Genomic DNA, 21,922 nt, shown 5'->3' on the forward strand with positions numbered 1-21,922 from the left:
ACGTCTTGATCTTGGGGCCGCCGATGCGGTTTCCTCCCTCCGCCCGCGCGTGACCGCGCCCGCCTGCCAGCCCATGAGCCCGCACCCGACCTCCCACCGCCGCGCAGATGACCCCGTGGCCGAACAGGCACGGGCCTGGATTGCACGCCTGGCGTCGGGTGGCATGGATGACGCACGCATGCAGGCCTTCGAGCAGTGGCTGGCGCAACCGGAGCACCGGCGCGCCTTCGAGCACGAACGCCGGCTGTGGCGCAGCCTGGGGCCGCCACCGCCGCTGTCGAGCGCAGCACCCAGGGCGCTGCGGCCACGCCGGCGCCGCCTGCACTGGGCGATGGCCACTGCGGCCGCACTGGCCTTGCTGGTGGCCTGGCCTGATGCCTGGCTGCGGCTGCAGGCCGACCATCGCAGTGACCATCGCGTGCAGTCGGTGCAGCTTCCCGATGGCAGTCGCGCGGTCCTTGATGCCGACAGCGCGATCGCCGTGCACTTCGATGACCACGCACGGCGCATCGAACTGCTGCGCGGCCGCGCCTGGTTCGAGGTGACGCCCGATGCGCAACGCCGTTTCAGCGTGGCGGCGGGCGATGGCGTAATCGAAGACATCTCCACGGCATTCACCGTCGCGCGCATCGACCGCACGGTGGAAACCGAGGTGGGGCAGGGCAGCGTGCGCGTGGCCAATCCGGTGGACGGGGGCTGGACCCACCTGCGTGTGGGACAGCGCGCGTCCTACGGCACGTCCAGCGGCGTGACCCGCCTGGCCGATGTGGCCGCCGACCGCGTGGGTGCCTGGCGCCAGGGCGAGCTGCTGCTCGACCGGGCCGGCGTGGCCGATGCCGTGCATGACGTGGCGCGCTATCGGCGCGGCCCGACCTTCATACGGGGTGATCTTTCGCAGCTGCCGGCGGTCAGCGCGGCGCTGCGCATCGAGCAGCCGGAACAGGCGCTGGACGCGCTGGCTGCCACCGCGGGGCTGCAGGTCACCCGCCTGCCGTTGGGCGTGGCCATCGTCCACCAGTAGATCCACGCCACGCGTGGATGAATCGCGCGCACTGCGCACGATCCGTGAACTACCCTTGGGGTTCTGCCCACCCGATTCGTCTTACCCCACGAACGTACCCGCCGCCGCCACGTACGTCGCTGTGTCCGCGCCTGGCGCGGATGACGCCGCGCCTGCGGCACCGTTCCCCTCACAGGTTTCCCATGTCCGACTTCCGTCGTCCGGGCCGCATGCCGCGCCCGTCCCGTCTGTGCATCGCCCTGCTGGCCGCCGGCCTGGCCACCACCGCGCCGACCGTGCTGGCCCAGTCCGCGCCCGCCGCGCCGGCAACCCTGCTGCGCTTCGATATTCCCGCCCAGCCGCTGGATGCCGCGCTGCGCGCCTACATGCGCCAGTCCGGCGTACAGGTGGCCTATCCGGCCACGCTCGGTAAAGGGGTCACCTCGCAGGCAGTCAACGGCAACCTGTCGGCCGGTGATGCGCTGTCGCGCCTGCTGCACGGCAGTGGCCTGGTCGCGCGCCGGGTGGGGGCCGATGCGGTCACCCTGGAAGCCGGTGCACCGGCGCAGGCCGAAGGCGGCGTGATCGTCACCGACACGCTCAGCGTGGCCGGCGAACGCATCGAGGGCGGCGCAGCAAGCGACGAAGCCCGCCTGCTGGACAGCTACCGCAGCGTCGGTTCCACCAGCACGATCAACCGTACCCAGCTCGAGCGTTTCCGCGGCACTTCCAACGGCGACATCGTCAAGGGCGTGGCCGGCGTCACCGCCGGTGATCCGCGCGTGGGCAACGGTTTCGACGTCAACATCCGCGGTATCCAGGGCCAGGGCCGGGTGCCGGTCATCATCGATGGCGGCCAGTCCAGCATGGACACCTACCGCGGCTATGCCGGCCAGTCGCAGCGCACCTACCTGGACCCGGACCTGATCTCGCGGCTGACCATCACCAAGGGGCCGAGCCTGCAGGCCAATGCGTCCGGTGGCATCGGCGGCGTGGTGGAAATGGAAACCCTGGGCGTCGATGACATCCTGCGCGAAGGCCGCGACATGGGCGTGCGCGTGCGCGGTGGCCTGGCCAACGGCAGTGCCAACAACCTGCCCAGCTACGATGCCGCCCCGCGCAGCGACCGCAGCGCCACCGGCAGCCAGTTCTTCAACATCGCCGCCGCCGGCCACTGGGACCGCTTCGACCTGGTTGCCGCCTACGCCTACCGCGACAACGGCAACTACTTCTCCGGCAAGCACGGCTACGACGATTTTCCGCAGACCCGGCGCACGCTGGCACCGCTGAATCCGCCGCGTACCGAAGTGTTCAACACGTCCTCGCGTTCCGAATCGGCGCTGCTCAAGGGCACCTGGCGCATCGACGACGCGCAGACCCTGGAACTGGGCTACCGCCGCTATGAGGGCACGGCCGGTGAGATCATGGCTTCGCAGATCATCCGCGTGGACCGCGATCGCGTGCCGCAGTGGGATCCGGGCCAGGTCGACATGGACAGCTACAGCGCGCGCTACCGCTTCAATCCGGACAGCGAGCTGGTCGACCTGCGCGTCAATGCCTGGTACACCGACGCCGACAGCGTGATGTACAACAGCCTGACCGGCATCACCCCGTGGTACTTCGACCGCCGTACCGAGTGGTATGACGCGCCGAGCTTCAGCGGCAATCCCGGCTACAAGGACGCCTACCGCAACCCGCTGCGGCAGAAGCGCTTCGGCCTGGATGCCAGCAACACGTCGGTGTTCGAGACCGGTGCCGGTCGCTTCACCCTGGACTACGGCCTGTCCTACAGCGATGAGGACATCGCCCCGGGCAGCTCCGGTCCGATCATGCAGGACGACCTGGTCAACAACCGTTTCCTGCGCAATGCCGAGCGCAAGGAATACAGCGCGGTGACGTCGCTGAAGTGGGCGCCGGACGAACACTGGGAACTGCAGGTGGGCGGCCGCTGGAACCGGGTGGACGTGCACGACCGCAACCGCCTGGCCACCCCGGACCAGTACGCCGTGCAGGGCCAGTACCGCTACACCGAGCTGCTCAACGGCAACCCGAACCTGCCGTCGTGGCGGGCCAAGCGCATCGCGCTGCTGAACTGGTACCCCGACGCCAACGGCAACTTCACCGAAGCCTCGCTGCTGGCTTCGCCGTACAAGAAGGGCACCGTGGCCGACATTGGTGGCTGGAATTTCCATGATGCCGACGCGGCCGAAGACCTGCTGGTGCCGGTCAGCTGGACCTGGTCCACGCCGATCCGCCGCCGTGACAGCGCCTTCTCGCCCACCGCCAGCGTCGCCTTCCACTTCAGCGAAGACAGCATGGTCTACCTGAAGTACGCCGAAGGCACCAAGCTGCCCAGCCTGTTCGAAACCACCCTGGGCCTGTTCACCGCCGCCAAGCCGGTTGCCGAACTGAAGCCGGAGCACGCGCGCAGCTGGGAAGTGGGGGCGAGCACCATCCACCACGACCTGTTCACCGCCGGCGACCGCCTGGCCCTGAAGCTGGCCTACTTCGACACCCGCATCGACGACCTGATCACCCGCGACTACCGCACGCTGTCGGCCGGCCTGATCCGCAACGTGGACCGGTTCAAGGTGTCGGGCATGGAGTTCCAGTCCAGTTATGACAGCGGCACGCTGTTCGCCGACCTGTCCGCGCATTACTACTTCAAGGCCAAGACCTGCGCGCCGGACATCGCCGCCGAGCGTCGCGCCTATGGCGTGCAGCGCAGGAACGCGGAGCTGGCCGGTACGCCCGACTGCGTCGATGGCGGCTTCGAAGGTTCCTACACCAACACGCAGAACCCGCCGCGCTACATGGTCAACCTGACGGTGGGGTCGCGCCTGTTCGACGAGCGGCTGACCTTCGGTATCCGCGTGGTCCACAACGCCGGCCCGATCAGCAAGCTGGACAAGGAATGGAATGTCGGCCTGTCGGCGATCCAGCAGCTGTACCGCCCGACCACCCTGATGGACGCGTTCGCCAGCTGGAGCTTCAACGACCAGCTGTCGGTGGAAGCCAACGTGGACAACCTGACCGACCGTTACTACCTGGACCCGCTGGCCCTGGGCGTGATGCCGGCCCCGGGCCGCACCGCGCGCCTGGCGGTGACCTGGAAGTACTGACCCGCCATCCACGCATGGCGTGGATCTACTGGCACGCCGGTAGCGCCGGGCCATGCCCGGCGGATCACGCAGATGAAACGGTAGCGCCGGGCCATGCCCGGCGTTTCCGTCCGCTCGCTTACAGCCCGGTCGCAGCCTTCACCGCTTCTTCGTGCAGCGCTTCATTCAGTTCGTCCACCACCGTGCTCCACGCTGCATCGGCCTGCAGCGATTCGGCCAGGAACTGGCGCTGGGCGTCATTCCAGTAGGGCGCGTCGGCCACTTCCACGTCGGTGGCCAGCTGGTGGCCGGCGATGAACTGGGCGATGCCCTCGGCACTGGCGTCCAGGCCCAGCTGCAGGAACAGGTTGGTCATGCGCGGTTCGGTGGTGATCATCGGAAGCTGCCTGGCAGGGGAAAGGTAAGCTGCATTATCGACGCATGCCGCCTTGGGGGAACCCCCTCGTGGCACGTCTCATCAACGACGCTTCCCCCTGGCCCTCCGATGACCACTTCCACCTCCCCCGACAACAGCCGCAGCGTGCGCCTGAAGGCTGCGACCCGTGACAGCCACGGCGCCCTCGACAAGCGCATCATGGCCGGCGACATCTTCGCCGACCGCAGCAACTTCGCCCGCTTCCTGCGCGTGCAGTACCGCTTCCACCGCAGCATCGATGCGCTGTACGCCAGCCCCGCGCTGGATGCGCTGCTGCCCGATCTGCATGAGCGGCGCCGCCTGCAGCAGGTGCGCAGCGACCTGCAGGATCTGGAGCAGACCCTGCCGGGGCAGGACATCGCACCGCTGGCGCCGGATCTGCCGCTGCCGGCCGCGCTGGGGTGGCTGTATGTGGCCGAAGGCTCCAACCTGGGCGGCACCGTGCTCTACAAGATGGCGGCCGCACTGGGGCTGGACCGCGATTTCGGCGCCCGCCACCTGGCCGCCCATCCCGATGGCGCGGCCCGCCACTGGCGCGAGTTCACCGCTGCGCTGGACGCGGTGCCGCTGTCGGCCGAGCAGGAACAGCAGGTGATCGACGCGGCCGACGCCGCCTTCCGCAGCGTGCATGGCCACGTCGAAGTGGAATTCGGCTGATGCAGGCGCCGCGCCTGCAGGCCATGCACTGATGCGCTGGCTTTGGTTCTCACTGGGCTGGCTGATGGTCGGCCTGGGGGTGATCGGCGCGCTGCTGCCGGTGATGCCCACCACCATCTTCCTGATCCTGGCGGTGGGCTGCTTCGCGCGCAGTTCGCCGAAGTTCGAGCAGCGCCTGCTGGCCCACCCGCGTTATGGCCCGTCACTGCGTCTGTGGCGCGAGCAGGGCGCGGTATCGCGCAAGGGCAAGGCATTCGCCAGTGCCGGCATGGCGGTGGGCTTTGCCGTGTTCTGCTGGGGCGCGCATCCCTCCTGGCGGCTGCTGCTGGGCGTGGGCCTGTTTTTCGCGGCCAGTGCCGGCTATGTGCTGAGCCGGCCGGCGCCGCGGCTCGACCCTGCACCACGGGTGGAGGTGGACGCCGAACCGCGTGCCGCCCGCCGCCGCACTGCTGCTTCTTCCGATTCCGACAAACGTTCCAACGGACACACCGACGATGCTGCCTGCTGACCTGGCCCCTCCCGCCCTGACCCCTTGGGGCATGTACCTGGCTGCCGACGTGGTGGTCAAGACGGTGATGATCGCGCTGGCGGTGGCATCGCTGGCCACCTGGACCGTGCTGCTGGCCAAGGGCTGGGAGCTGTCGCGCCAGGCGCGTGCCCTGCGTGCGGCCCGCGCGCTGCTGCTGTCGGTGCCCAGCCTGCCGGCAGCCGGCGCCGACGCCGTGCTGGCGGAGGGCACCGCAGCGGCCATGCTGGATGCGGCGCGCAGTGAGCTGCGCCTGTCGCAGGGCCTGCAGGCCGGCGAAGGCATCAAGGAGCGCGTCGCCTCGCGCCTGGATCGGCTGGAACTGGAAACCGCCCGCCTGCAGCGGCGCGGGATCGGTGTGCTGGCCAGTATCGGCGCGGTGGCACCCTTCGTCGGCCTGTTCGGTACGGTGTGGGGGATCATGAACAGCTTCATCGGCATTGCCCACAGCAACACCACCAACCTTGCGGTCGTCGCCCCGGGCATCGCCGAAGCGCTGCTGGCCACCGCGCTGGGCCTGGTCGCGGCAATTCCCGCGGTGCTGGTCTACAACCACTTCAGCCGCGTGCTGGCCGGCCTGCGCGGCCTGCTGGGCGATCTGTCGGCAGCGGTGCAGCAGCTGGTCTCGCGCGATCTGGATCGCGCAGGGGCACACGCACCGGCCAGCGCACTGCGCGCTGTGCACTGAGCGGCGACGATGGCGATCAGGACCGCGTTCGACCGCGACGACACGCCTGAAGAGGCGCACGAGATCAATGTCACGCCCTTCATCGACGTGATGCTGGTGCTGCTGATCATCTTCATGGTGGCCGCACCGCTGGCCACGGTCTCGGTGCCGGTGCAGCTGCCGGCCAGCAGCGCGCAGGCCACGCCCAGCGAGCAGGCGCCGGTGTATGTGACCGTGCAGGCCGACCTGTCACTGCGCGTGGGCGAACAGCCGGTCAGCGGTGATGGACTGGCGGCGGCATTGCAGGCGGCCACGCATGGCGATGCGACGCAGCGCATCTACCTGCGCGCGGACCGCCGTGTGCCCTATGGCGATCTGATGGCGGCCCTGGACGCCCTGCGCGCGGCCGGCTACCTGAAGGTGGCCCTGGTCGGGCTGGAGCTGGGCGCGCGATGAACACCCTGCGGCGCTGGGCGACCAGCCTGGCGATCGTATTGCTGGCGCACGCCGTGCTGGTCTGCGCGGTGTGGTGGTGGAACGCGCGCGCTGCGCCGCCAGCTGCAGTGCCGCCACCGGCGGCGCTGATGCTGGAACTGGCGCCGATGGTGCAGGCACCCCCGGTGCCGCCGCGTGCCGTGCCGCCGGGTCCGTTGCAGCAGGAACAGCAGCGCAGCGTGACCCGGTCGGAACAGCCACCGGTGCCCAAGGCACCGCCACGACCGCAGGGTGACCTGGTGCCAACCCCGGAACGTGCGTCCAGCACGGTGCAGGACAGCGCAGACGCCAACGTCGATCGCACCACGGCACCGCCGGAGGTGCCGGCCGAAGCCGCGGCGCAGTACGCGGCGCAGCAGACCACGGCTGGTGAACGCAGCCGTGCCAAGGCCACCTGGCAGGGCCTGCTGCTGGGCCATCTGCAGCAGCACCGGCGCTACCCGCGCCAGTCCGAGCGACTGCGCCAGCAGGGCGTGGCCTATGTGCGCTTCGCGGTGTTCCGCGATGGCCGCGTGTCCGCCGCACGCATCGAGCGCAGCAGTGGTTTCGCGCTGCTGGACGAGGAAACGCTGGAAACCGTGCAGCGGGCCAATCCGGTTCCCGCGCCGCCGGCCGAAGTGGCCGGCGACCCGGTGGAAGTGATGGTGCCGGTGGCGTTCTACCTGCGCGGGCGGTGAACGGCAACGGGGTCGGATCCCTTTCTGCAGGAAAGGGATCCGACCCCAGCGGGAACCACTATCATCGACGCGACCGTCAATGGATGACAGGAGGCTGCCATGACAACACGGACGCTGCGGGTAGTGGCCTGGTGCAGCGTGGTCTTCGCCGCCTGCGTGGCCTTTGTATCGCTGGCACCGTTCACGCCCGCCGTCATCTTTACCTGGCCGCTGCTGTTGTTTGCTGCGTTCTGCATCTGGCGCGGCGCGCGCCTGCCCGGCGTGCTCTGTGCGTGGCTGGCGTCGCTGGCCCTCATCTCCAGCCCGCACAGCACCTATGACGGGTGGGACAAGCCCATCCATGCCTGCTGGGTGATTGCGCTGGTGGTGGTCATCACCCTGCGGATGCGGAGCCCCAGACCGTAGAGTCGAGCTTGCTCGACTGCTTTGGGCCTGCACCGCAAGAGCAGTCGAGCAAGCTCGACTCTACGGGGCGTGGATCGACGGCGGGGTCAGAGCCCTTTCCTGCGGAAAGGGATCCGACCCCGCCCACGCATGGCGTGGATCTACAGCAGCGGCACCAGCAGCAGTGCCACGATGTTGATGATCTTGATCAGCGGGTTGATCGCTGGGCCTGCGGTGTCCTTGTACGGGTCACCGACGGTGTCGCCGGTCACTGCGGCCTTGTGCGCTTCGCTGCCCTTGCCGCCGAAGTGGCCATCCTCGATGTACTTCTTGGCGTTGTCCCAGGCGCCGCCACCGGTGGTCATCGAAATGGCCACGAACAGGCCGGTGACGATCGTGCCGATCAGCAGGCCGCCCAGTGCGCGCGGCCCCAGCAGCAGGCCGACCACCACCGGCACGGCCACCGGCAGCAGCGACGGCACGATCATTTCGCGGATCGCCGAGCGGGTCAGCATGTCCACCGCCTTGTCGTACTGCGGCTTGCCAGTGCCCTGCATGATGCCGGGGATCTCGCGGAACTGGCGCCGCACTTCCTCCACCACCGCACCGGCCGCGCGGCCCACCGCTTCCATGGCCATGGCGCCGAACAGATAGGGAATCAGGCCGCCGATCAGCAGGCCGATGATCACCGTGTGGTCGCTCAGGTCGAAGCGGAACTCCTGCCCGGGGTTGGCGGCCTGCAGGTTGTGCGTGTAGTCGGCGAACAGCACCAGCGCCGCCAGCGCCGCCGAACCGATCGCATAGCCCTTGGTCACCGCCTTGGTGGTGTTGCCCACGGCATCGAGCGGGTCGGTGATGTCGCGGATCTCCGAAGGCAGTTCGGCCATTTCGGCGATGCCACCGGCGTTGTCGGTGATCGGTCCGTAGGCATCCAGGGCCACGATCATGCCGGCCATCGACAGCATCGACGTGGCGGCGATGGCGATGCCGTACAGGCCCCCCAGCGCGTACGCGCCCCAGATCGCCGCGCACACCGCCACCACCGGCAGCGCGGTGGACTTCATGGAAATGCCCAGGCCGGCGATGATGTTGGTGCCGTGGCCGGTGGTCGAGGCCTGCGCCACGTGCTGCACCGGCTTGTACTGGGTGCCGGTGTAGTACTCGGTGATCCACACGATCAACCCGGTCAGGACCAGGCCGATCAGCGCGCAGCCATACAGCGCCATCGGGCCGTGCACGTTGTCGCCCATCAGCCCGGTGGTGATGGGATAGAAGGCGATGGCGGCCAGCACGCCGGACACGATCACGCCCTTGTACAGCGCGCCCATGATCGAGCCGCCAGGCTTCACCTTCACGAACAGCGCGCCGATGATCGAGGCGATGATCGACACCCCGCCCAGCACCAGCGGGTACAGCACCGCGTTGGCACCGGCTTCGGCCAGCATCAGGCTGCCCAGCAGCATGGTCGCGATCACGGTGACCGCATAGGTTTCGAACAGGTCGGCAGCCATGCCGGCGCAATCACCCACGTTGTCGCCCACGTTGTCGGCGATCACCGCCGGGTTGCGCGGGTCGTCCTCGGGGATGCCCGCTTCCACCTTGCCGACCAGATCCGCACCGACGTCGGCGCCCTTGGTGAAGATACCGCCGCCCAGACGCGCGAAGATCGAGATCAACGAAGAGCCGAAGGCCAGCCCGACCAGCGCGTGCAGTGCCTGGTCCATCGGCAGGCCCATGCGCAGCAGCAGCGCGTAGTAGCCGGCCACGCCCAGCAGGCCCAGGCCCACCACCAGCATGCCGGTGATGGCACCGCCGCGGAACGCCACGTCCATCGCCGCGCTGATGCCATGCCGCGCTGCTTCGGCGGTACGCACGTTGGCGCGTACCGACACGTTCATGCCGATGTAGCCGGCCGCGCCGGACAGCACCGCGCCGACCGCGAAGCCGATGGCGGTGTACCAGCTGAGGAACACGCCGACCAGCACGAACAGCACCACGCCGGCCACGCCGATGGTCAGGTACTGGCGGTTGAGATAGGCACGCGCGCCTTCCTGGATCGCGGTTGCGATCGCGACCATGCGTTCATTGCCGGTGGGTTGGCGCAGGATCCAGCGCGCCGAGACGATTCCGAACAGGATCGCGAGAATGGCGCAGCCCAGCGCCAATGACAGCCCGTGACGTTCCAGCATTAGACCCCTCCGCAGAATGGATGGTGAGCATCCAGTGGCGATGAACTTCACCACGAGGGGGACGACGGGTTGCAGCCTGGAACCAACCCGTGCCGACCGAGGCGGTCGTCCGACGTATGGCGGTGTTCAGCATTCCCTGGTGCCCGCAGTATGCGTCCGGCCATCCGTAGAGTCGAGCTTGCTCGACTGGCTGTGCTGGCCATGCTCGAATGGCCATGCCGCGCCGCATGACCCGTGGGCGCCCTTCAGATGAACGCATCGCCATGCGCGCGGAACCCGCCGCCGGGCCATGGGCATGCCTTGAGAGCGACGGACCCTTTGCACCCCGTTAAGCCACCTTCTGCAAGCCTGCGCACAGTCCTGACGGAGATTCCCATGCGCCTGCCCCTGCTGATGCTTGCCGCCCTGGCCCCGGCCGTGCCGGCCTTCGCTGCTGAAACCCCCGAACTGCAGCGCGCGGTCGGCGCAGCGCAGGCGGTGGGCGCGGTGCACACGCTGCGGCAGATTCCCGAGGCCTGCGCGCGGCTGGAAGGTGCGTTCACCGGCCAAGCCGCCGAGCCCTATCGCTTTGCCGCCGTACGCACCAGCGAACAGTGCCAGCCGCGTGCCCGCTTTGTCGATTACGCCAAGGCCCAGCCCAGTGCCGACAAGGGCTGGAAGCTCAACGATGTGATCCGCGTGCCCAGTGCGGCCTGTCCGGCGCAGCAGGCGGTGGTGCGGGTGTGGCGCCTGCCGGTCAACAACAGCCAGGCGCTGGATGGCCAGGGCCAGTCGCGCATCTATCTGGAAGAAGCGAAGAAGCAGGCGGCGGCAGGCAAGATCCCGCAGGTGACGATGTTCGCCGCGCAGCTGCAGATGGAAGGAAAGGCGTGCAATTGAGGATGTCCGGCGCCGCACATCCACGCATGGCGTGGATCTACTACGGCGTGCATCCACGCATGGCGTCGATGTATTGCGGCCCGCACCGGTAGCGCCGGGCCAGGCCCGGCGGAGAACCCGGTAGTGCCGGCCGCTGGCCGGCAGCCCCTCCATCAACCCCCGGCCAGCGTCGCCCCGCGCGCGACCAGCAGCTCGCGCAGAGCGGTGCGATGGCAGTGGGCCTCGTCCTCGCAGTAGCAGCCCACCGCGATGTCGCTGTGCTGCGACAGCGCGGCCAGCAGATCCAGCGCATGCGCTGCGTCGGGCGCCTTCATTTCCGCCTTGTAGTGGCGGAAGAAAGCCTTCCAGTCTGCAGCGGTGCGTGCCGCGTGCGCCTGCTTCACCAGATCAGGGCTGGGCGACAGGGTCGGGAACCAGACGTCGTACCAGTCCTGCCTGGCGAATTCGCTGCGCGGTACACCGCGCGGCGGGCGCCGCACGGTACCGATGCGCAGGCCCTCGCCGGGTACGCGTGGCGTACCGAGTCGAACAACGCGCAGTGCCATCGCTTTCCTCCCTTGCCTCGGCCGCGGGTCAGCCTTCGAACGCGGGTAGCTTCTGCTTCACCGCCACGTTCTTCAGGGTGACGTACTTGGGCAGGCCGTCAGCGCCGTAGGGCAGGGGCGCTTCGCCCTTGATCAGCGGCTGCAGGTAGGCGCGCGCCTTGGCGGTGATGCCGAAACCATCGCGGCGGATGAAGCCGGCCGGCATCTTCTTCTCATGGTTGGCGATCTTCGACAGTGGCGCCGCTTCGATCTTCCAACGGTAGGGCGCGTCGCTGCTGCGCACGATCACCGGCATCACGCCGTTCTGGCCTTTCAGCGCCAGCTGCACGGCGGCCTTGCCGACCGCCTGCGCCTGCTCCCAGTCGGTCCTGCTGGCCAGGTGCCGGGCCGAGCGCTGCAGGTAGTCGGGCAGGGCCCAATGCACCTTCAGGCCCAGCTGGTCCTTGACCCGCCCGGCCAGGTGCGCAGCCACGCCGCCCAGCTGGGAATGGCCGAAGGAGTCCTTGCTGCCGCCGGCATCGGCGACGAAGCGGCCATCGGCGGTGGCGATGCCTTCCGAAGCGACCACCACGCAGTAGCCGACACGCTCGACCACGGCCTTGACCTTGGCCAGGAAGGTAGCCTCGTCATAGGCGCGCTCGGGCAGCAGGATGATGTGCGGGGCCTCGTCCTCGCCGTTGCCGGCCAGGCCGGCGGCGGCGGCCAGCCAGCCGGCGTGGCGGCCCATGGCTTCGTAGATGAAGACGCGGGTGGAGGTCTCGGCCATCGCCGCCACGTCCAGCGCGGCCTCGCGCACCGAGACGGCGGTGTACTTGGCCGCCGAGCCGAAGCCCGGGCAGGTGTCGGTCACCGCCAGGTCGTTGTCGATGGTCTTGGGCACGCCGATGCAGGTCAGGTCGTAGCCGGACGCCTTGGCCAGCAGCGAGACCTTCAGCGCGGTGTCGGCCGAGTCGTTGCCGCCGTTGTAGAGGAACCAGCGCACGTCGTGGGCGCGCAGTACCTCCAGCAGGCGGTCGTAACGGGCACGGTCGGCCTCCAGCGATTTCAGCTTGACCCGGCACGAACCGAAGGCGCCGCCCGGGGTGTGGGCGAGGGCGCGGATGGCGGCGGCACTCTCCTTGCTGGTGTCGATCAGTTCCTCGCGCAGGGCGCCGAGGATGCCGTTGCGCGCTGCCAGGACCTTGATGCCCTTGGCCCGGGCCTGCTCGATCACCGCCGCCGCCGTGGCGTTGATGACGGCGGTGACACCGCCGGATTGGGCGTAGAGGAGAGTACCGTTGCGCATGCGTCTACCTGCTCGGGGGAAAGGACATTGCAGGGACATTACCCGGATGCGGTAAAGTGGCGCTATTGCGGTGCAGCGATACCGGTCCGTCCGGGGCGCGAACCTTCTTTGTTTTCAACACGTTGGAGTCAGGTCAATGCGATTGGTTCTGTTGGGACCGCCCGGTTCGGGCAAGGGGACACAGGCGACGCGCCTGAAGGAAAAGCTGGGCATCGCCCATATTTCGACCGGTGACATGCTGCGCGCGGAAATCGCCGCGGGCTCGGAACTGGGCAAGCAGGCCAAGGCGGTCATGGACGCCGGCAACCTGGTGTCGGACGACATCCTGCTGGGCATGCTGGAGTCGCGTCTGACCCAGGCCGATGTCGCCAAGGGCTTCATCCTGGACGGCTACCCGCGCAACGTGGCCCAGGCCAATGCGATGGACGGCCTGCTGGCCAAGATCGGCCAGCCGCTGGATGCGGTGGTGCAGCTGGACGTGGCCACCGAACTGCTGGTCGAGCGCATCGCCGGCCGCGCGCAGGAACAGGGCCGCGCCGATGACAACCCGGAAGCGGTGCGCCAGCGCCTGCAGGTCTACAACGACCAGACCGCTCCGGTGGTCGACTTCTACGCCGGCCGTGGCACCCTGGCCCGCGTCGACGGCGTCGGCGACCTGGACGAGATCGAAGCCCGCATCCTGGCGGCGATCAAGGGTTGACGGTGGTGGGCCGGCACCGCGCCGGCCCTTCCGCGCCTGAAACGACACAGGCCTGATCCTTGCGGATCAGGCCTGTGTCGTTTCATAGGCGCCAGCGGAGGGCTTGCTCAGGGCCCCGCAGCATGAGCTCCCTTGGGGATGGCCTCTTGGGGAGTAGGACCGGTTCGGGTACTGCGGCTGGCACGATTAATTGTGTACGGGTTCACATAACATCGCTATCGGGAATTCCCTGACAGACGATTGGAGTTTTCTCACAACGCCTGTAGGAGTTGTCTGACCCGATTTCCGACAATGGCCCTATACAGCCGTGATCGGTCACAATCCCCGGTCATGAGCAGCGTACATATCCTTGCAATCGCCGGCACCTTCATGGGTGGCGTGGCCGCCCTGGCGCGGGAACTGGGCCATCCGGTCAGTGGCAGCGACCAGGCCATCTATCCGCCGATGTCCACCCAGCTGGAACAGCTGGGCATCACTCTGGACCAGGGCTACCGCGCCGACAGCGTGCCGGCCGGGACCGACGAGGTGGTGATCGGCAACGCGCTGTCGCGCGGCAACCCTGCGGTGGAAGCGGTGCTCGACGCCGGCCAGCGCTACATCTCCGGTGCCCAGTGGCTGTCCGAGCAGGTCCTGCCCGGCCGCGACACGCTGGCCGTGGCCGGTACCCACGGCAAGACCACCACCACCACCATCCTGACCTGGCTGCTGGAAAGTGCCGGGCGCGCGCCGGGCTTCCTGATCGGCGGCGTGGCCGAGGACTTCGGCGTCTCCGCCCGGCTGGGCAAGGGACGCGAGTTCGTGGTCGAGGCCGATGAGTACGACACCGCCTTCTTCGACAAGCGCAGCAAGTTCGTGCACTACCGGCCGCTGGTGGCCATCCTCAACAACCTCGAATACGACCACGCCGACATCTTCCCCGATGTGGCCGCGATCCAGCGCCAGTTCCACCACCTGGTGCGCACCGTGCCTGCGCGCGGCCGCCTGATCGTCAACGGTGAGGATCCGCACCTGGCCGAAGTGCTGGCCATGGGCTGCTGGACGCCGGTCGAGCGCTTCGGCTTCGATCCGTCGCTGGAATGGCATGCCGAGCTGCTGGCCGCCGATGGCAGTGCCTTCCGCGTGCACCATCGCGGGCAGGCGCTGGGCGAGGTGCAGTGGCCGCTGCTGGGCCGCCACAACGTGCTCAACGGCCTGGCCGCGCTGGCCGCCGCGCACGCGGTGGGGGTGGACCCGGCCGAGGTGATCCCGGCGCTGGCCCGCTTCCGCAGCGTCAAGCGCCGCATGGAAGTGATCGGCAGCTGTGACGACATTACCGTCTACGACGATTTCGCCCATCACCCCACCGCCATCGCCACCACGCTGGAGGGCCTGCGGGCCAAGGTCGGCGACGCGCGCATCGTGGTCGCGATGGAGCCGCGCAGCAATTCGATGCGGCTGGGCGCACACGCGCAGGCGCTGGCACCGTCGCTGGCGCTGGCCGATGAGGTGGTGTTCCTGCACCGGCCGGAACTGGCCTGGGATGCGGCAGCGGTGATTGCCGCCGTGCGTGGCCAGGCCCATGCCGTGCCGGATACCGATGCGCTGCTGGCCCAGCTGCAGTCCCGCGTGCGCAGCGGTGACCACGTGGTGTTCATGTCCAACGGTGGCTTCGACGGCGCGCCGCGCCGCTTCCTCGCCGCCCTGCAGGCCCGATGAGCGCCGACGGTTCGCTGCCGCTGTTCCCGCTGCACACCACGCTGGTACCCGGTGCGGCAGTCGGCCTGCGGGTGTTCGAGCGGCGCTACCTGGATCTGGTGCGCGACACCGGCCGTAGTGGCGAAGGCTTCGGCGTCTGCCTGATCCTGGATGGCCAGGAAGTGGGGGCGCCGGCCACGCCGGCCGCCTACGGCGTGCAGGTGCGCATCGAGGATTTCGACGTCGGCGCCGATGGTGTGCTGCAGCTTCGCCTGCGTGGCACGCGTCGCTTCCATGTCGAGCGTACCCGCGTGCGTGACAACGGCCTGGTGGTGGCCGACGTGCGCTGGTGCGACGAAGACCCCGATGACGAACTGCGGCCGCAGCACGCGCTGCTGGCCACGGTGCTGGGGCACATCATCGAACAGGCCGGCGAGGCCTACGCGCCAGCCAGTCCGGCGCTGCTGGACCAGGCCAGCTGGGTCGGCTGGCGGCTGGCCGAGCTGCTGCCGCTGCAGGAACAGCAGCGACTGCAGCTGCTGCAGATGGATGACCCGCACCAGCGCCTGCAGCAGCTGCTGGGCTGGATGCCGTAAAAGCCATCCACGCATGGCGTGGATCTACTGGAACCGCCATCCACGCATGGCGTGGATCTACTGGAACCGTCATCCACGCATGGCGTGGATCTACGCCGCCGGGCATGGCCCGGCGCTACCCATCCACGTTCCGGTAGCGCCGAGCCCATGCTCGGCTTATCCATCACGGCGTGGTCTTCAACCGCAGCACCGGCAAGCCGGTTTCCGCCTGCACGTCCTCGCGCTGCGGCAGTTCCTGCACGGCCTGCTTCACCGCATTGAACGCGGGATCGATGCCGCGCACCGGGTGCCACATGCCGATCCACTGGAAGTGGCGCTCGTAGCGCAGGGTCTGCGCACTGCCCAGCCACAGCGGAGTGTCGCCGGGCTGCAGGCGGGCTGGTGCCTGCCACAGGCGCAGCACGTAGCGCTCATCCGGCTTCGCGCCCTGGCGCACCATCAGCAGCGCTTCCACCCGCGTATCCAGCGTGGCCGGCAGCACCGGCAGTTCGCTGGCACCGGTGTTCTTGTCCAGCATCAGCAGCGCTTCCTGCCAGCCGGCCTGGGCCTGCACCGTCCAGCCCTGCGCTTCCAGGCGGGCCTGCAGCGGCGCCAGCGGGCCGGCTACCTGCACGTCCAGCGGCCAGCGCTGGTCATCGTCGAATTCGTTGCGGCGTGCCGGCAGTTTCGCCCAGTCCTGCTGCCACCAGGCCTGCATGTCCATCGCCAGCGGCGCCGGCAGGGTCGGTTCGAAGCGTTCCAGCTTCACCGGGATGTTGCGTGGCGCGTACCACATCGCCGCCAGCACGAAGACGCCGTAGAACAGCCACGCCACCGGCTTGACCCAGAACGAGCGGTTGAAGCGGCGGCGGTAGGCGATGCCCAGCACCAGCAGCCAGAAGGTGCCGAACAGCATGCCGCCGATCACATCGCTCAGCCAGTGCGCGCCCAGGTACAGGCGCGAGAAGCCGATCAGGCTGACCACGATGCCCGATACCAGATAGGGCCAGACGCGGGTGCGGCCCGGCATTTCGCGGGCGATCAGCACCGCGAAGAAGCCGAAGGTGATCGTGGCCATGGTGACCGACACCGACGGGAAGCCGAAGCCGCTGCTGGCATCGACCGGGCGCACCACGTCCACGGTGGCGCCCAGCAGCTTGGTCAGGGCCAGGCCGAAGGCCAGCGCGGCCAGCCAGTGTGCGGCGGCCATCCAGCGCCGGCGCCAGACCAGGTAACCCATGGCCGCGGCAGTGGCCGGCATCAGCACCTGCCACGCACCCAGCGAGGCCAGCGCGGCCATCGGGTAGTCGGCCAGTGGATTGCGCAGTGCCAGCATGGCCTGGTGCACCAGCAGGTCGATGGCCAGTGGTTCGCCATGGGCGACCACCACGGTCAGCAGCGCGAACCAGCCCCAGCCCAGCAACAGCAGCATCAGCGCCAGCATTGCCAGCGGCACCGACTCGCGGCGCTTCGGGTCCAGCACGCCCACGGTGTAGCGGCCCAGCGTGGGGTGGCGGTTGGACCAGTCCAGCAGGCGTGCCAGCCAGTGGTCCATGCGCGCGGCCGACCAGCGGTAGCCGTACAGCACGATGGCCCAGACCAGGCCGAGGATGACCACCAGCAGGCCGACCACCACCACCAGCCGGCCCGCCACCGCAGCGACCGCATCGTAGGCTTCGCCCAGCACCCAGCCCGGGGCCAGGAACAGCACGGCCCAGGACAGGCTGGCGATGCCGCTGGCCTGCACGTAGCGGCTGGCCGGCATCTTCATCATGCCGGCGATGGCCGGCACGAAGGGCCGGATGGCACCCACATAGCGGGCCACCAGAATGCTCTTGAAGGCATTGCGGCGGAACAGGTTCTCGCCGCGGTCCAGCAGCTGCGGGTAGCGGCTGAACGGCCAGACGCCGCGCAGGCGATCACCCCAGCGGCGGCCGATCCAGTAGCTGATGCCATCGCCGGCGAAGGCGCCAAGCGCGGCTGCCGCCACTGCATACGGCCCGGAGATCTGGCCCAGGCCGATGAACACACCCACCGCGAACAGCAGGGGCAGGGCCGGCACGATGGCACCCAGAATGATGACCGCATCGCAGAAGGCGATCAGAAAAATAACCGCGCCCGCAAGTACGGGATGGGCGGCAATCCACGCGAGGGTGGCGTCGATCCATGAAGAGTCCATTGCCCGATTATAGAGGCGTGAAGGTGACTGGTTCCCAGCGGCTTGGTGACCGTTTGCAACAGGCGCCATCGCCTAGAATGGGTGCATGCCGCATTCGCCAGACGCTCCCATCCGTGCTTTGAAGGCCGACAGCTTCGGCCGCATCCTGCTTGTGCAGGGCCCGCAAGGCCCCTTCGTGCGCCGCGATCTGGGCGCCACGCCGCTGTGGTTGCGGCTGCCTGCGTGGTGGCTGGCACGGCGCGAAGCCCGCGCGCTGCGCCATATCCACGGCATGGCCGATGTGCCGCAATTGCTGGACTGGGATGGCCGTCATCTGGATCGCAGCTTCATGGCCGGTGACGCGATGTACCAGCGGCCACCGCGCGGTGACCTGGCCTGGTTCCGTGCCGCGCGGCGCCTGCTGCAGCAGCTGCACCGGCGTGGCGTGGCCCACAACGACCTGGCCAAGGAAGCCAACTGGCTGGTCACCGAGGATGGCCGACCGGCGCTGATCGACTTCCAGCTGGCGGTGATCGGCAACCCGCGCTCGCGCTGGATGCGCCTGCTGGCCCGCGAGGATCTGCGCCATCTGCTCAAGCACAAGCGCATGTACTGCCGCGAGTCGCTCACCCCGGTGGAAAAGCGCGTGCTCAAGCGCACCTCGTGGGTGCGCGAGCTGTGGTTTGCCACCGGCAAGCCGGTCTACCGCTTCGTCACCCGCCGCATCCTGCATTGGGAAGACAACGAGGGGCAGGGGCCCAAGCCGTGAGCACGGCCACCGTGGTCACGGCGCCGCCGAGTGCGGCAAGCGTGCTGCGCGCGCAGCTGGCCGGCGCCGACTTCGTGCACGCCTGCCAGGCCAGTACCTGTCGCGACGGCCGCAGCGCGCTGCAGGCCTATCGGGATATGGCCACGACCATCCCCGGCTGGTTCGATGGGTTGATGGCGCTGCGCAACCGCGGCATGCGCCTGCTGGGCATGAAGGACCTGGGCTCGCTGCGCGCGGTGCAGGACACCAGGGCACCACGCCCCGGCCAGCGGCTGGGCATCTTCACCCTGCAGTCGTTGCGCGACGACGCCATCGTGCTGGAAGACAACGACCGCCACCTGCGCGTGCAGCTGGCCCTGCAGTGGCAGGGCGATATGCTGGAAGTGGCCACCGTGGTGCATACCCACAACGTGTTCGGGCGGGTTTACATGCTGCCCGTGGCGCCCGTGCACCGGTTGATCGTGCCGCATCTGCTGAAGAAGCAGGTACGGGCGTACGGTTGATTCGATGCCGCGCCGCCGGGCATGGCCCGGCGCTACCTTGAGGACACGCTCCGGACCGGTAGCGCCGGGCCGTGCCCGGCGGGCATGAATCGTTCTGGCATCAAGGCGCCGCCGGCACCACCTGCTGGCCGATGAAATTGCGCTGGCCATCGAAGTCATAACCGATCTGCAACTGGCCGACATCCGGGCAGGCATGGCAGTCGCGCAGCGGCGTGCGGTACAGCAGCCGGATGCCGCCGCCGTCCAGTGGCGCCGTGCCCGCGGCCTGTGCGGGTGCGAACGGCGTGGCCTGTGGGTGGGCCTTCAGCAGTTCCTGCACACCCGCATCGGCGCGCAGCGTGTCATCCAGCTGCACTGCATCCACGTCGATGCGCTTGCCACCGGCATCGACCAGGCGGGTGCCCTCATTGGTATTGGCGCGGAACGGGTACTCAACCGTGGCCACGCCCAGGCCGTCATGCTCGTGCCAGGCGGTCACGTAGGCCAGCTCACCCCCGGTGGACAGCTGCTCGGCGGCGGCCACGGCATCGGCGCTGGCGCCACCGGCCTTCATCGCATCGCGCAGGCAATCGCGGGTGGCGTTGCTGTCGCCCTGGCGGCAGGCGTTCAGGTCGCCATCCCAGACCACCGCCTCGCTCCAGCGCAGCGATCCGTCGGCAGCCTTGCTGGCGGCGGGCGCATCGCCCGAGGCCGGCGCCTTGCCCGGTTCCGGGGGGCCGCCCTGGCAGGCGGCCAGCAGGGCCAGGGACAGGGCAGGCAGCAACAGGCGGGAACGGCGCATGGCATGTACCTCGTGCGTTGACCGGGGCACCAGTATCGTCAACGCGCGGTGAACCCGGCGTCGGCGCGGCATACTAGCGGCTCATTGCATACGCTGGAGTGTGGAACGTGGGCAGTCTGCAGGGCAAAACGCTATTCATCACCGGTGCCTCGCGCGGTATCGGTCTGGCCATCGCGCTGCGCGCCGCGCGCGACGGGGCCAACGTGGCCATCGCCGCCAAATCATCGGTTCCCAACCCGAAGCTGCCGGGCACCATCCACTCCGCAGCCGAGGCCGTCAACGCCGCCGGCGGCCAGGGCCTGGCGCTGAAGTGCGATATCCGCGAGGAAGACCAGGTGAAAGCGGCCGTGGCGGCCACCGTCGATACCTTCGGGGGCATCGACATCCTCATCAACAACGCCAGCGCGATCTGGCTGCGCGGTACGCTGGACACGCCGATGAAGCGCTTCGACCTGATGCAGCAGGTCAATTCGCGCGGCAGCTTCCTGTGTGCACAGGCCTGCCTGCCCTACCTGCTGCAGGCGCCCAACCCGCACATCCTCACCCTGGCTCCGCCGCCCAGCCTCGAACCGAAGTGGTGGGGCGCGCATACCGGCTACACGCTGGCCAAGATGGGCATGAGCTTCGTTACCCTGGGCCTGGCCGCGGAATTCGGGCCGCAGGGCGTGGCGGTCAACGCGCTGTGGCCGCGCACGGTGATCGCCACCGATGCGATCAACATGATTCCCGGCGTGGACGCGGCGGGCTGCCGTACGCCGCAGATCATGGCCGATGCCGCGCATGCCGTGCTGGTGCGGGAAGCGGCCGGGTTCCATGGCCGCTTCCTGATCGATGATGAAGTGCTGGGCGACGCCGGGGTGACCGATCTGTCCGGGTATGCCATGGATGCCACGCGGCCGCTGCTGCCGGATCTGTTCCTGGATTGATCGGCAGGGCGTTCACCGCCGCGAGGCGACGGCGGGTCCACGGACCCGTCCGGCGTACGCCCGTCCTTCAGGGGTTGAAGGTATCGGGCAGTTCCCCGCCGCACCTGCGGCAATGGCGTGCATCGGGCTCGTGGCCTTCCAGCCCGCAGTGCGGGCAGCCGCGGGCATCACGGCGTGCGGCCAGTTCGGCATCGCGCATGGTGCTGGCCAGTTCGGCGGTGTAGATGCCGGTGGGCACGGCGATGATGCTGTAACCGATCAGGATCAGCACCGAGGTGACGAAGCGGCCCAGCACGGTCTGCGGCACGATATCGCCGAAGCCGACGGTGGCCATGGTCACCACCGCCCAGTACATGCTGGCCGGGATGTTGCTGAAGCCGTGTTCGGGGCCCTCGATGATGTACATCAGGGTGCCGGCGATGATGGTGATGGTGATGACCGTGAACAGGAACAGCAGGATCTTGCGCCGGCTGCGCCACAGCGACTGCAGCAGGATGCCGCTTTCCTCGATGTAGCGGGTCAGCTTGAGGATGCGGAACACGCGCAGGATGCGCAGCGCGCGCACCACCAGCAGGCTCTGCGCGCCGGGAATGAACAGCGACAGATAGGCCGGCAGGATGGACAGCAGGTCGATGATGCCCCAGATGCTGACTGCGTAGCGCAGCGGCCGTTTCACCACTGCCAGGCGCAGCAGGTACTCCAGCGTGAACAGGGCGGTGAAGCCCCATTCGATGACGTACAGCCAGTCCGACCACGCCACGTGCAGGTGCTGCACGCTGTCGATCATCACCACCAGGATGCTGGCGATGATCGCCACCACCAGGATCAGGTCGAAATTGCGGGACGGCCGTGTGTCGTGGCGGTAGATGATGTCGAACCAGGTCCGGCGCCAGCCGGAAGCGGTGGCGGGGTTCAGCTGGGGGGCGGAAAACGGGCGCATCCGCACATTGTGCCGCAGGGGCTGGGGGGCGAGAATGGGCGTTCCTGAACCCAAT

The 21,922-nt window shown here is 68.6% G+C and carries 22 protein-coding genes; 15 read left to right on the forward strand and 7 right to left on the reverse strand.

The features are described 5' to 3' along the window. Window positions 1-73 precede the first annotated feature (73 nt). Both ACM2ZB_RS19135 and ACM2ZB_RS19140 read left to right on the forward strand, forming a co-directional pair. Window positions 74-1,021, forward strand: coding sequence for a FecR family protein (locus tag ACM2ZB_RS19135; protein ID WP_416056604.1), 948 nt, complete (start codon window positions 74-76; stop codon window positions 1,019-1,021). 182 nt (window positions 1,022-1,203) lie between these two features. Then, window positions 1,204-4,122: a TonB-dependent receptor domain-containing protein gene (locus ACM2ZB_RS19140; protein WP_416056605.1), complete on the forward strand. Its 2,919-nt coding sequence runs from the start codon at window positions 1,204-1,206 to the stop codon at window positions 4,120-4,122. A gap of 118 nt (window positions 4,123-4,240) precedes the next feature. Here ACM2ZB_RS19140 and ACM2ZB_RS19145 read toward each other — a convergent pair whose 3' ends face one another. Further along, complete coding sequence (locus ACM2ZB_RS19145) at window positions 4,241-4,498, reverse strand: DUF2789 domain-containing protein (RefSeq protein WP_313441492.1); 258 nt, start codon at window positions 4,496-4,498, stop codon at window positions 4,241-4,243. 108 nt (window positions 4,499-4,606) lie between these two features. Here ACM2ZB_RS19145 and ACM2ZB_RS19150 point away from each other — a divergent pair, with 108 nt between their 5' ends. The 6 genes from ACM2ZB_RS19150 to ACM2ZB_RS19175 all read left to right on the forward strand — a co-directional run bounded on the left by ACM2ZB_RS19150 (window position 4,607) and on the right by ACM2ZB_RS19175 (window position 7,964). Beyond that, window positions 4,607-5,194, forward strand: coding sequence for a biliverdin-producing heme oxygenase (locus ACM2ZB_RS19150; RefSeq protein ID WP_416056606.1), 588 nt, complete (start codon window positions 4,607-4,609; stop codon window positions 5,192-5,194). 31 nt (window positions 5,195-5,225) lie between these two features. Further along, window positions 5,226-5,702: a YbaN family protein gene (locus tag ACM2ZB_RS19155; RefSeq protein ID WP_416056607.1), complete on the forward strand. Its 477-nt coding sequence runs from the start codon at window positions 5,226-5,228 to the stop codon at window positions 5,700-5,702. Further along, the gene (exbB, locus tag ACM2ZB_RS19160; protein ID WP_416056608.1) at window positions 5,689-6,408 is read left to right on the forward strand and encodes a tonB-system energizer ExbB; all 720 of its coding nucleotides are present in this window, start codon (window positions 5,689-5,691) and stop codon (window positions 6,406-6,408) included. The genes ACM2ZB_RS19155 and exbB overlap by 14 nt, the downstream gene beginning before the upstream one ends. 9 nt (window positions 6,409-6,417) lie before the next feature. Continuing rightward, entirely contained in the window at window positions 6,418-6,843 is a 426-nt protein-coding gene (exbD, locus tag ACM2ZB_RS19165; RefSeq protein WP_416056609.1) for a TonB system transport protein ExbD, read from the forward strand. Then, window positions 6,840-7,559, forward strand: a complete 720-nt coding sequence (locus tag ACM2ZB_RS19170; protein ID WP_416056610.1) for an energy transducer TonB — start codon at window positions 6,840-6,842, stop codon at window positions 7,557-7,559. The genes exbD and ACM2ZB_RS19170 overlap by 4 nt, the downstream gene beginning before the upstream one ends. Before the next feature lie 99 nt (window positions 7,560-7,658). Beyond that, complete coding sequence (locus tag ACM2ZB_RS19175; protein ID WP_416056611.1) at window positions 7,659-7,964, forward strand: hypothetical protein; 306 nt, start codon at window positions 7,659-7,661, stop codon at window positions 7,962-7,964. A gap of 140 nt (window positions 7,965-8,104) precedes the next feature. Here the strand turns inward: ACM2ZB_RS19175 and ACM2ZB_RS19180 are convergent, their stop codons facing one another. After that, entirely contained in the window at window positions 8,105-10,132 is a 2,028-nt protein-coding gene (locus ACM2ZB_RS19180; protein ID WP_313441480.1) for a sodium-translocating pyrophosphatase, read from the reverse strand. A 375-nt stretch (window positions 10,133-10,507) separates the two neighbouring features. Here ACM2ZB_RS19180 and ACM2ZB_RS19185 point away from each other — a divergent pair, with 375 nt between their 5' ends. Beyond that, window positions 10,508-11,011 (forward strand): hypothetical protein, encoded by a 504-nt coding sequence (locus tag ACM2ZB_RS19185; protein ID WP_313441478.1) that lies wholly within the window; start codon window positions 10,508-10,510, stop codon window positions 11,009-11,011. A 152-nt stretch (window positions 11,012-11,163) separates the two neighbouring features. Here the strand turns inward: ACM2ZB_RS19185 and ACM2ZB_RS19190 are convergent, their stop codons facing one another. Both ACM2ZB_RS19190 and ACM2ZB_RS19195 read right to left on the reverse strand, forming a co-directional pair. After that, the gene (locus ACM2ZB_RS19190; RefSeq protein ID WP_416056612.1) at window positions 11,164-11,556 is read right to left on the reverse strand and encodes a DUF488 domain-containing protein; all 393 of its coding nucleotides are present in this window, start codon (window positions 11,554-11,556) and stop codon (window positions 11,164-11,166) included. A gap of 28 nt (window positions 11,557-11,584) precedes the next feature. Beyond that, on the reverse strand, window positions 11,585-12,841 hold the full coding sequence (locus ACM2ZB_RS19195) for a 6-phosphofructokinase (protein ID WP_416056613.1): 1,257 nt from the start codon (window positions 12,839-12,841) through the stop codon (window positions 11,585-11,587). Between the two features lie 136 nt (window positions 12,842-12,977). Here ACM2ZB_RS19195 and ACM2ZB_RS19200 point away from each other — a divergent pair, with 136 nt between their 5' ends. The 3 genes from ACM2ZB_RS19200 (at window position 12,978) to ACM2ZB_RS19210 (ending at window position 15,811) form a co-directional block, all read left to right on the forward strand. After that, a complete protein-coding gene (locus ACM2ZB_RS19200; protein WP_079223114.1) occupies window positions 12,978-13,541 on the forward strand; it encodes an adenylate kinase in 564 nt (187 codons plus the stop codon). Window positions 13,542-13,871: 330 nt separating this feature from the next. Further along, window positions 13,872-15,236 carry a UDP-N-acetylmuramate:L-alanyl-gamma-D-glutamyl-meso-diaminopimelate ligase gene (gene mpl / locus ACM2ZB_RS19205; protein ID WP_416056614.1) on the forward strand — a complete coding sequence of 455 codons (1,365 nt, stop codon included), beginning with the start codon at window positions 13,872-13,874 and terminating at the stop codon, window positions 15,234-15,236. Next, the gene (locus ACM2ZB_RS19210) at window positions 15,233-15,811 is read left to right on the forward strand and encodes an LON peptidase substrate-binding domain-containing protein (RefSeq protein ID WP_313441469.1); all 579 of its coding nucleotides are present in this window, start codon (window positions 15,233-15,235) and stop codon (window positions 15,809-15,811) included. Before mpl ends, ACM2ZB_RS19210 begins: the two co-directional genes overlap by 4 nt. A gap of 163 nt (window positions 15,812-15,974) precedes the next feature. On the opposite strand, the gene ACM2ZB_RS19215 is transcribed toward ACM2ZB_RS19210, so the two are convergent. Continuing rightward, complete coding sequence (locus ACM2ZB_RS19215; protein ID WP_416056615.1) at window positions 15,975-17,969, reverse strand: VTT domain-containing protein; 1,995 nt, start codon at window positions 17,967-17,969, stop codon at window positions 15,975-15,977. An 85-nt stretch (window positions 17,970-18,054) separates the two neighbouring features. Here ACM2ZB_RS19215 and ACM2ZB_RS19220 point away from each other — a divergent pair, with 85 nt between their 5' ends. Next, on the forward strand, window positions 18,055-18,717 hold the full coding sequence (locus ACM2ZB_RS19220; RefSeq protein WP_416056616.1) for a serine/threonine-protein kinase: 663 nt from the start codon (window positions 18,055-18,057) through the stop codon (window positions 18,715-18,717). Beyond that, window positions 18,714-19,220 (forward strand): DUF2867 domain-containing protein, encoded by a 507-nt coding sequence (locus ACM2ZB_RS19225; protein WP_416056617.1) that lies wholly within the window; start codon window positions 18,714-18,716, stop codon window positions 19,218-19,220. Before ACM2ZB_RS19220 ends, ACM2ZB_RS19225 begins: the two co-directional genes overlap by 4 nt. Window positions 19,221-19,320: 100 nt before the next feature. Here ACM2ZB_RS19225 and ACM2ZB_RS19230 read toward each other — a convergent pair whose 3' ends face one another. After that, window positions 19,321-20,001, reverse strand: coding sequence for a hypothetical protein (locus ACM2ZB_RS19230; protein WP_416056618.1), 681 nt, complete (start codon window positions 19,999-20,001; stop codon window positions 19,321-19,323). A gap of 107 nt (window positions 20,002-20,108) precedes the next feature. Here ACM2ZB_RS19230 and ACM2ZB_RS19235 point away from each other — a divergent pair, with 107 nt between their 5' ends. Beyond that, window positions 20,109-20,927, forward strand: coding sequence for an NAD(P)-dependent oxidoreductase (locus ACM2ZB_RS19235; RefSeq protein ID WP_313441458.1), 819 nt, complete (start codon window positions 20,109-20,111; stop codon window positions 20,925-20,927). A 67-nt stretch (window positions 20,928-20,994) separates the two neighbouring features. Here the strand turns inward: ACM2ZB_RS19235 and ACM2ZB_RS19240 are convergent, their stop codons facing one another. Continuing rightward, window positions 20,995-21,867, reverse strand: a complete 873-nt coding sequence (locus tag ACM2ZB_RS19240; RefSeq protein WP_416056619.1) for an ion transporter — start codon at window positions 21,865-21,867, stop codon at window positions 20,995-20,997. Window positions 21,868-21,922: the final 55 nt, after the last annotated feature.

Origin of the sequence: Stenotrophomonas maltophilia, from assembly GCF_047782825.1 — a bacterium.
In the GTDB taxonomy this organism is placed as follows: domain Bacteria; phylum Pseudomonadota; class Gammaproteobacteria; order Xanthomonadales; family Xanthomonadaceae; genus Stenotrophomonas.